The organism is Fundidesulfovibrio sp. (assembly GCF_058402725.1).
The window spans coordinates 1-8,759 of the sequence record NZ_JBZVFJ010000139.1 but is presented as its reverse complement, the minus strand read 5'-3'; the positions used below and the strand labels follow the sequence as shown (position 1 = coordinate 8,759).

General features: G+C 67.9%; 10 protein-coding genes. 1 reads left to right on the top strand and 9 read right to left on the bottom strand.

The window, feature by feature from the left end:
* Positions 1–31: 31 nt before the first annotated feature.
* The 9 genes from ACV4UX_RS15270 to ACV4UX_RS15230 all read right to left on the bottom strand — a co-directional run bounded on the left by ACV4UX_RS15270 (position 32) and on the right by ACV4UX_RS15230 (position 7,502).
* Positions 32–1,222 (bottom strand): sensor histidine kinase, encoded by a 1,191-nt coding sequence (locus ACV4UX_RS15270; protein WP_491594142.1) that lies wholly within the window; start codon positions 1,220–1,222, stop codon positions 32–34.
* Positions 1,223–1,235: 13 nt separating this feature from the next.
* Positions 1,236–1,685 carry a response regulator gene (locus ACV4UX_RS15265; protein ID WP_491594141.1) on the bottom strand — a complete coding sequence of 150 codons (450 nt, stop codon included), beginning with the start codon at positions 1,683–1,685 and terminating at the stop codon, positions 1,236–1,238.
* Positions 1,686–1,730: 45 nt separating this feature from the next.
* The gene (locus ACV4UX_RS15260; RefSeq protein ID WP_491594140.1) at positions 1,731–2,381 is read right to left on the bottom strand and encodes a hypothetical protein; all 651 of its coding nucleotides are present in this window, start codon (positions 2,379–2,381) and stop codon (positions 1,731–1,733) included.
* A gap of 8 nt (positions 2,382–2,389) precedes the next feature.
* The gene (locus ACV4UX_RS15255; RefSeq protein ID WP_491594139.1) at positions 2,390–2,764 is read right to left on the bottom strand and encodes a response regulator; all 375 of its coding nucleotides are present in this window, start codon (positions 2,762–2,764) and stop codon (positions 2,390–2,392) included.
* 2 nt (positions 2,765–2,766) lie between these two features.
* Positions 2,767–4,497: a sensor histidine kinase gene (locus tag ACV4UX_RS15250; RefSeq protein WP_491594138.1), complete on the bottom strand. Its 1,731-nt coding sequence runs from the start codon at positions 4,495–4,497 to the stop codon at positions 2,767–2,769.
* Positions 4,487–4,846 carry a NifB/NifX family molybdenum-iron cluster-binding protein gene (locus tag ACV4UX_RS15245; protein WP_491594137.1) on the bottom strand — a complete coding sequence of 120 codons (360 nt, stop codon included), beginning with the start codon at positions 4,844–4,846 and terminating at the stop codon, positions 4,487–4,489. Before ACV4UX_RS15245 ends, ACV4UX_RS15250 begins: the two co-directional genes overlap by 11 nt.
* 3 nt (positions 4,847–4,849) lie before the next feature.
* The gene (locus ACV4UX_RS15240) at positions 4,850–6,001 is read right to left on the bottom strand and encodes a sigma 54-interacting transcriptional regulator (protein ID WP_491594136.1); all 1,152 of its coding nucleotides are present in this window, start codon (positions 5,999–6,001) and stop codon (positions 4,850–4,852) included.
* A gap of 67 nt (positions 6,002–6,068) precedes the next feature.
* Positions 6,069–6,503, bottom strand: a complete 435-nt coding sequence (locus ACV4UX_RS15235) for a DUF1634 domain-containing protein (RefSeq protein ID WP_491594135.1) — start codon at positions 6,501–6,503, stop codon at positions 6,069–6,071.
* A gap of 24 nt (positions 6,504–6,527) precedes the next feature.
* Positions 6,528–7,502 (bottom strand): sulfite exporter TauE/SafE family protein, encoded by a 975-nt coding sequence (locus ACV4UX_RS15230; RefSeq protein WP_491594134.1) that lies wholly within the window; start codon positions 7,500–7,502, stop codon positions 6,528–6,530.
* 295 nt (positions 7,503–7,797) lie between these two features.
* On the opposite strand from ACV4UX_RS15230, the gene ACV4UX_RS15225 reads away from it, so the two are divergent.
* Positions 7,798–8,759 (top strand): sigma-54 interaction domain-containing protein (locus ACV4UX_RS15225; protein ID WP_491594133.1); only part of this gene is annotated, 962 nt, incomplete at its 3' end.

Genomic DNA, 8,759 nt, shown 5'->3' with positions numbered 1-8,759 from the left:
CCCCGGCTGGGGCGCGCCGCCCAGACGCGGCTCAGCCCCCCTGGCCCGCGACCGGCAGCGGGGCCAGCACGCGGAACACCGCGCCCGGCCCGCCCGCGCGCTCCAGGAGCACGTCGCCGCCCAGCGACCGCATGATCCCCTTGCAGGCGGACAGGCCCAGGCCCGCGCCCTGGCCCACGTCCTTGGTGGAGAAGAAAGGCTCGAAGATGTGGGGGGCGATCTCTTCCGGCACGCCGGGACCCGTGTCCGCCACGCGCGCCTCCAGATCGCCGCTTTCTCCAAGGAACGCCCCGAGGCTGAGCAGACCGCCAGCTCGGGCGTGAGCGTCCGGAAACTCCCCGGGCTGACCGCCCGCCCCGCCGGGTTCACGGGCGTGCGCGCCCTCCGCGCGGGCCTGGGCCATGGCTTCCAGGGCGTTGTCGGCCAGCAGGCGCAACACCTGCTCGATCTCGGCCCGGGGCAGCGTCACCCGGGGCAGCCCGGGCTGGCAGGAGACCGCCACCCGCACGCCCCTCTCCCGCGCCTTGGCCTCCACCTGGGCGGCCACGGCCTCCAGGACCTGGGACATCTCGAACTCGCAGGGCCTGGGGTCGATGCGCCCGCCCATGCGCATGAGCGTGCCCACCACGTCCTTGCAGCGCCTGCTCTGGGCCTCGATGCCCTTGAGCTCGGCCAGCACCTCGGGCAGGCCCGGGCAGGCCTGGAATTCCGGTTCTTCCAGCAGTTCCGCCGCCCAGCCCGCCTTCTGCATGATGGTGTTCACGGGGTTGAGCAGTTCGTGGGCCACGCCCCCGGCCAGGCGGCCCAGGGAGGCCATGCGCGCGGTGTCGGCCACGCGCAGGCTCTCGGACTGCTCCCGGAAGCGGCCCTTGGCGCGCACGATGGCGCGCACCAGGGCCTCCACGTCGGTGGGTTTCACCAGGTAGTCCTGCGCGCCCAGCTTCATCCCGGCAACGGCCGTGCCCAGATCGGCCTGGCCGGTGAGCATCACCACCTGGGTGAGCGGCCAGCGCCGACGGATCTCTTCGAGCACCTCCAGGCCGCCCCGGTCCGGGAGGTTGACGTCGAGCACCACCACGGGGAGGGCTCCCTGCTCCATGAGCCCGATTCCCCCGGCGGCGTCGTAGGCCGCGAGCGCCGGATGATCCCTGGCCTCCAGGCGCTGGGCCAGGAGCTCCACGAAATCGCGCTCGTCGTCGATGAGCAGGACGTCTGGGCGCATGGCCCGCTCCCGGTTACCTGTTCTCGTCGAGGATTTCCTGCGCGCCGTCGAAGTCGCCGGCCTGGGCCAGGGTGGCGGCCACCATGGCGTCCTCGATACGCTCGCGGTAGGCCTTCTTCACGGTTCCCAGGAGTTCGTCGATGTCGATGGGCTTCTTGTGGTAGTGGAACGCGCCCAGCTTGCGGGCCTCTTCCTCGTCGAGATCGGTGCCGTGGCCGGTGAGGATGATCACCTGCACCTTGGGGTTGACGGCGCGCACCTTGCGCAGCACTTCCATGCCGTCGATGCCGGGCATGCGCAGGTCCAGCACCATGACGTCGGGCTCCTGCAACTTGACCACTTCCAGGGCCTCTTCGCCGGAATAGACCACCTTGGAGGGCACGTCGCGCATCTTCATGCGCTCGGCCAGGGTGTTGACGAAGTTCTCCTCATCGTCCACGAGAAGCAGCTTGATCTTGTTCATGCGTATCTCCTTCCAGCGTTGGGCGCTCACGCGCCGAAATACCGTTCAACCCTCTCGGCCGGCCCTGGGAAAGCCCAGCCGCACCCCGCCCTCGACGGCCCTGGCCCGGAAGGGCCCCCGGCACGCCGCCAGCTCCCCTGCCAGGGAGCCTGCCTCGCCGGCGTTCAGCGCCGGATTCAGAATGTCCACGTAGGCCTCGTCGCCCTCGAGGCCGCCTCGAAGCCGCAGTTCGCCCTGCTCGCGGCAGCGCCAGGCGGCGGCGAGAAGCGCCGCATCCAGGGCCGCCAGGGCGTCCACCATGGCCACCTCCGCCAGGGCGCGTCCGTCGCCCGGCTCCACGGTGATGGCCACCTTGTTCTTCTTCGCCATGCGCCCCGAGAGTCGCGCCATGAGCCACGCCGCGAACGCGAGGTCCGTGGGGGACTGGGCGTCGTCGGAGGAGTGGGCCAGGCGGCTGAGCGATTCGCAGAGGTCCTGCCCGCGGTCCACCTGGACCTGCACCTGTCCGATGATCTCCTGGAACTTGGCGTCGTACTTGAATCTGGGCAGCACTCCCAGGGAGAGCCGCTGGTTCTTGCGCGCCAGGGCGAGGTAGTCGCCCATGAGGCCCGAGGCCTGCTGGATGACGGCCAGGACGTTGCAGAGGTCGTGGCTGAGGCTGGCGGCCATGCGGCCCATGAAGCGCGCGCGGTCCATGTCGGGGCCTATTTCCTTGCCGCCTTGACGGCCTCGCCGATCTTGGCGGTCAGCTCGTCGATGGAGAGCGGCTTGATCATGTAGTCCACCGCGCCCAGGCGCATTCCTTCCATGGCGTCCTTGGTGGCCCCCTGGCCGGTGAGCAGGATCACCTGCACCCGGGGGTGGCGTTCCTTGATGCGCCGGAGCACCTCGTTGCCCTTGAGCCCTGGCATGAACATGTCCAGCACCACCACGTCGGGCGGGTCCTGGTCGATCATGGCCAGCCCCGCCTCGCCGTCCTTGGCCACGCGGCATTCCAGGCCGCGCAGGGAGAGGCGCTCCGACAGGGTGGAGACGAACTCCTCTTCGTCGTCCACCAGGAGGATTTTCCAATCGTTCATGATCATTGCGCCTCCACGGCCGCCGAGGGTGGGGCCATCACGGGCAGCACCACGGAGAAGGTGCTGCCTTCGCTTTCCTTGCTTTGCACGCTCACTTCCCCGCCCAGCCGCTTGATGATGCCGTAGGTGATGGAGAGCCCCAGGCCCGTGCCTTTCCCGCGTTTGGTGGTGAAGAAGGGCTCGAAGATGCATTTGAGGGTGTCCTGGCTCATGCCGCAGCCGTTGTCGGTGATGGAGAAGCCCACGCTCTCGTGGCTTTCGTTCCAGCTCTTCACCAGGATGCGACCCTTGTCGGGCACGGCGGCCAGGGCGTTGTTCAGGATGTTCAGGATCACCTGCTGGAGCTGGCCCCGGTCGCTCTCGATGCGCGCGAGGTTCTCGTCGAGTTCCAGGGTAAGCTCCACGTTGCGGTGCTCGGCCTCGCGCACCAGGAAGCCGGAGGTTTCGCGGATGACCTCGTTGAGGCTCAGGGCCTCGATCTTCACGTCCATGCGCCGGGCGAAGCCCAGCATGCGGTGGGTGATGCCCCGGCAGCGCTCCACGGCGCGCAGGATGGCCTCCACCTGGATGGAGAACCGGGCCTTGCCCTTGAAATCCTCGTGGAGGGCCAGGAGGTCCTTCATGAGCCCGGCCTTCTCGTTGATGATGGCCAGGGGGTTGTTGATCTCGTGGGCCACGCCCGCCGCCAGGCGGCCGATGGAGGAGAGCTTCTGGGCGTGCTCCACCTGGCGGAAGGCCAGGGAGCGGCGCTCCTCGGACTCGCGCATGCGGTTCACCAGCATGCCCGTCACCTTGGAGGTGACCATGAAGATGGCCGCCACGCCCACCGCGAAGATGAGCAGCAGGTCGCCGCGCAGGGTGTACCAGGCGCTCACGGCCCCGAGTCGGGGCTTGGTGGCCATGAGCACGAAGTCGGTGGTGGGGAAGTAGGCGTAGCTCAGGTAGATGTCCTGCCCGGCGGGGTCCTTGGCGGCAACCACCTGGGGCTCGAAGGAGATGGGGGGCAGGCGCAGGGGGCAGGGCTCCAGCACGTTGCCGTAGAGGGCGGAGCTGGTCTGGAGAATGCCCTTGCGGTTGAGCAGGAAGGCGTCGGAGCCGGGCTCCAGGCTCATGGCGGCGATGATGCGGTCGAAGACGCGGGTGTCCAGGGTGGCGCGCACCACCCAGGTTTCGCCGTCCTCTGTGGTGTGCTGCATGGCGATGACCACGTGCGGCAGCTTGCGGAAGCCCATGAACACGTCGGAGATGTACTTGCCGCTGGTCATCACCTGGGCGAACCAGTCCTGCCCGGAGTAGTCGCGGCCCTTGAAGTCGTAGGGGCCCACGTAGCTGACCATGCGGCCCTTGGAGTCCACGAGGCCCATGTCCACGAAGCCGTCGAACTCCTTGCGGATCACGCGGAAGATGCGGCCCAGGGCGCGCTCGTCGGCCAGCTCCTGGAAGGAGTAGGCCTGGGCCACGAAGGCCACCGTGGAGGCGCGCTCGGCCAGGAAGAGCTCGATGGTGTTGCGCGTCTTGCCCAGGATCACCCGCAAGGGATTCTGGACCTCGCGGGCCATGGTGGACTGGAACTCCATGAAGTTGATGGCGCTCATGAAGAGCAGCGGCAACAGCGTCACCAGGGCCATGAGCCCCACGATCTTGCGCTTGAGCACGTTGTAGCGCCCTGGCGAGATGGCGTCCTCGCTGGTGTGCAGGTCGCGGAAGTGGCGGCGGAAGATGTCACCGAGCATGGCCTGGCCCCCTGTCGAAGAGGATTTCGCCGGCCTTGAGGCGTCCCGCCGCGAAGCGTGCGATGGCCTCGCGGGCGTTTCCGGCCACGTTGTCGAGCACCTCCACCCGCTTCCAGCGCAGGTAGTGGTAGTACTCTTCCTCGATGCCGCCGCAGACCACCACGTCCACGTCCTTGCGCAGCACCAGGTCGCACAGGCCCTCGGCCGAAGCCTGGGGCAGAAGGTACTCCTCGGCGGTGAAGCCGGATTCCCCCGGGTCCACGTCGGCGATGAGGGCCTCTCCGGCCAGGTCGAACCGGGGGGCCACCTCGTCGCGGTGGAGGGGAACGAGAATTCTCTTGGGACGCATGGCCTACTCCTCCCCGCCCTGGCCCAGCAGGCCCAGCAGGTGCGCCGGGAGGCAGGCCGGCGGAATGGCGGGCTTGGTGCAGACCATCACGGCGAACTCCACGATGTTGCGCAGTTCGCGGACGTTGCCTGGGTAGTCGTGCGCCAGGAGCAGCCGCCTGGCCTTGGGGGTGAAGGCGCGCACGTCCTTGCGGAACTTGGCGGCGAACACCTCCAGGAAATGGGCCAGCAGGAATTCGATGTCCTCGGGGCGCTCGCGCAGGGGCGGCAGGTCCACGCGCAGCGCGCCCAGGCGGTAGGCCAGGTCCTGGCGCAGACGCCCCTGCCGGGTGAGCTCCTCGGGGCTCGCGCCGGAGGAGGCCAGCACCCGGGCCTGGCAGCGCAGGGGGGCGCTGCCCCCGGCCGGCACGGCCACGCCCTCGTCGAGCAGGCGCACCAGGCGCACCTGGAGCTCCTCGGGCAGATCGCCCACGTCGGAGAGGTAGACCGTGCCGGCCCCTGCCCGCTGCAAGGCCCCGGGCACGATCTCCCCCGAGGCTGCGCGGCGCCCGAAGAGCTCGGCCTCCAGGGTCTGGGGCGGCGTGGGGCCGCAGCCCACGCGCACGAAGGGTTCGCGGGAGCGCGGCGAGAGCTTGTGGATGGCCTCTGCCACGGAGTCCTTGCCCGCGCCGGTCTCTCCGATGACGCACACCGGCGCGTCGGCCTGGGCCATGGCCGGGAGCAGGCGCAGGATGCGCTCCATGGCGGGGCTTTTGCCCACCAGGCCGCCCACGCCGCCGGGCTCTTCCAGGCGGCGCTCCATCTCGCGCAGCGCGCTCAGGTCTTCCACGATGTCCAGGCGGTAGAGCTCGCGCCCCAGGGCGTCGCGCACGGGCACAGCGCTGACGCGCACGGGGATGCGCGCCCTGTTGCGGTTGACGATGTCCGTGTCGGCCCCGCCTTCCGCCGGGCAGCGCCTGTGGCACAGGCCCGAGCGGATCACATGGCGGCAGGGCACGCCCCGGGCCTCCTCCCTGGAGATTCCGGTCAGGCGCTCCAGGGCGCTGTTGACCGTGATCACCCGGCCCTCCGGGTCCAGGACGGCCACGCCCAGGGGCAGGCCGTCCAGGACGCCGGGAAGGTCGATGGAAGCGAGGATTTCGGGGGGGATTGGCATCGTGCGTTTTCCTTATCGCGCGGGGCGGGTCATGGGGTGCGTCTAGGCGTTTTCCATGACCTTGGCGCTAATGTCCACCACTGCCCACGATGCCCGAGGCGGCCACCGTGAGCACGATCACCTCGAGCAGGGAGAGCAGCGCGAACACCTTGTCGCCCTTCTTAAGGAACGCGGGGATCAGCGGGATGTAGGCCAGGATGGTCAGGCCCGCCAGGAGCACGATGCCCGCGAAGTTGAGGAAGTCGCCCTTGCCCATGAGCACCACCCAGCCCCATCCGCTGGGCACGTTGCCCTTCTCCAGGTAGGTGCCCACGGACTGGCTCCACAGCTTCGTGACCACGTCCATGGGAACGTGGGGGGGCAGCAGGCCCGTAAGGTAGACGATGTAGGTGACGGCCATGAGGGCCAGGCCGCCCCAGCATCCCCAGAAGAGGATGTCGGCGTACAGGATTTGTTCCTTGGGCGTCTCGACGGGGACGCAGGCGTTTTTCGCGTCGGCCATGATGATCTCCTTGTCTCGGAAACGTTAGTAGCCCAGGCCCTTGAGCAGAGCCTTGCCGCCCGCGAAGAGCAGCACGCCGATGACCATGTAGCGGATGAACTTTGGCTTGGCCTTGGCCAGCAGCTTCACGCCCACGAAGGAACCGCACATGAGACCGATGACCGAAGGAATGGCCATCAGGGGAATCACGCAGCCCTGGTTCAGGTAGACCCAGGCGGCCGACGTGTCGGTGATGGAAAGCAGGAACTTGGAGGTGCCCACGGCCACCTTGAGGGGCGCGCCCATGAGCAGGTTGAGCACCGGCACGTTGGCCCAGCCCGCGCCCAGGCCGAACATGCCCGCCATGACGCCGATGACGATGAAGAGCAGAAGACCGGGCAGGGTGCGGTGGGTCTTCCACTCCACGGTCTCGCAGGTGGAGGGGTCGTAGTAGACGCCGTTCATGCCCAGGGCCATGCCCAGGGCGTCCTGCTTGGTCACCACGGGCTTGGCCGTGTTCTTGGAAACCAGGAGCAGCACCGCGATGAACAGGATGGTGCCGCCCAGGCAGAGCTGGATCACGTTGGTGGGCAGCGCCAGGCCCATCATGGCGCCCACGATGGCGCAGGCGCTGGCGATGAGCGCCACGGGCAGGGCCAGACGAAGGCTGGCCATGTTGCGCCGCAACAGACCCGGGCCGGCCGCCAGCGCGCCCGCCAGGGCCACCAGCAGGCCCGCGCCGCGCACGAAGTCCAGGTGGAAGGGGAAGAACCCGCTCACCAACGGCACGAAGAGCACGCCGCCGCCCACGCCCGCCAGCACCGCGATGATGCCCAGCACGAAGCAGAACACCAGCAGAATGGCCGGCCACATCCACCACGGCCCCGCAGGCGCGCCCGCGGCCTGGGCCGCCTCGGCCATGGCCTTGCCGCCGTCCGCCCCCGCGGCGTAGGCGAACGCCGCCCCAGCCAGCCCCAAGGCCAGCACCACCATACCCACTCGCAACCATCTCGATTTCATGTTGGCACGCTCTCCCTTGCTTCCGGATTCTCGTTGGACCGTCCGGACATCCCGGACGCAGCCCCCCACGCTTGTTCGCTAAAGAACAATCAAGAAGCATGCCTGGACGAAATCTAAAAAATTACGGATGGTTAACCATTATCCAGCCCTCCTGTCCGGCAAAAGCTTGCCACATTTTGGCAAGGACTTGCCGCTTTTCGCTTCCAAAAACATGCTCGAAAGGCTATCTCCAATTTGTGCGGCATTGATTTGCCGCACTTTCGCACACCCAGTCTGCGCCACGGAGGCCCCTTTTATGGAGAACGGCAAAAATTTGCCGGTACGCCTGGACCTCGAAGAACTCCCAGGGGAAGCCACCGGCGTCACCTCCGTGCTCATCGGCTCCCGCGCCATGCGCGACGTGCACAAACTCGCCTCGCAGGTGGCCCCATCCGACGCGCCAGTCCTCCTCCAGGGCGAATCCGGCACCGGCAAGGAACTCTTCGCCCGCCTCATCCACGTCTTCTCCAACCGCAAGGAAAAACCCTTCATCCCCGTCAACTGCGGCGTCCTCAAGGGTGAACTCTTCGCCGACAAGTTCTTCGGACACGAAGCAGGGGCCTTCACAGGCGCCTCCCGCCAACAGAAAGGCAGCTTCGAACTCGCCCAGGACGGCACCCTCTTCCTCGACGAGGTGGGCGAAATCCCACCCGCCAACCAGGCCGACTTCCTGCGCGTGCTCGAACAACGCACTTTCCGCAGACTCGGCGGAGAACGGAACCTCCCCTTCGAAGCGCGCATCGTGGCCGCCACAAACCGCAACCTCCTCGAAATGGTCCGCGACGGACGCTTCCGCGCCGACCTCTACTACCGGCTCAACGTCGTCCCCGTCTTCCTCCCACCCCTGCGTCTGCGCAAGGAAGACATCCCCATGCTCGCCTCGCACTTCATCGAACACTTCAGCCTGCGCTACCACCGCCCGCCCATCTTCCTCACTCCCGAAACACTGCGCGCCTTCCAGGATTACGCCTGGCCGGGAAACGCCCGCGAACTGCGAAACCTCATCGAACGCCTCGTCCTCATCAATCCCGGCCCCACCGTGGAACCCGACGACCTCCCCCTGGAATTCCACCACGGACCCGCACCACTCGCCGAACACGACGACCTCCCCGAAAGCCTCCTCCTCGACGACGTGGTCCGCGACGCCGAAACCCGCGCCATCCACCGCGCCTTCCGCATCGCAAACGGCGACAAAACCCGCACCGCCCAACTCCTCGG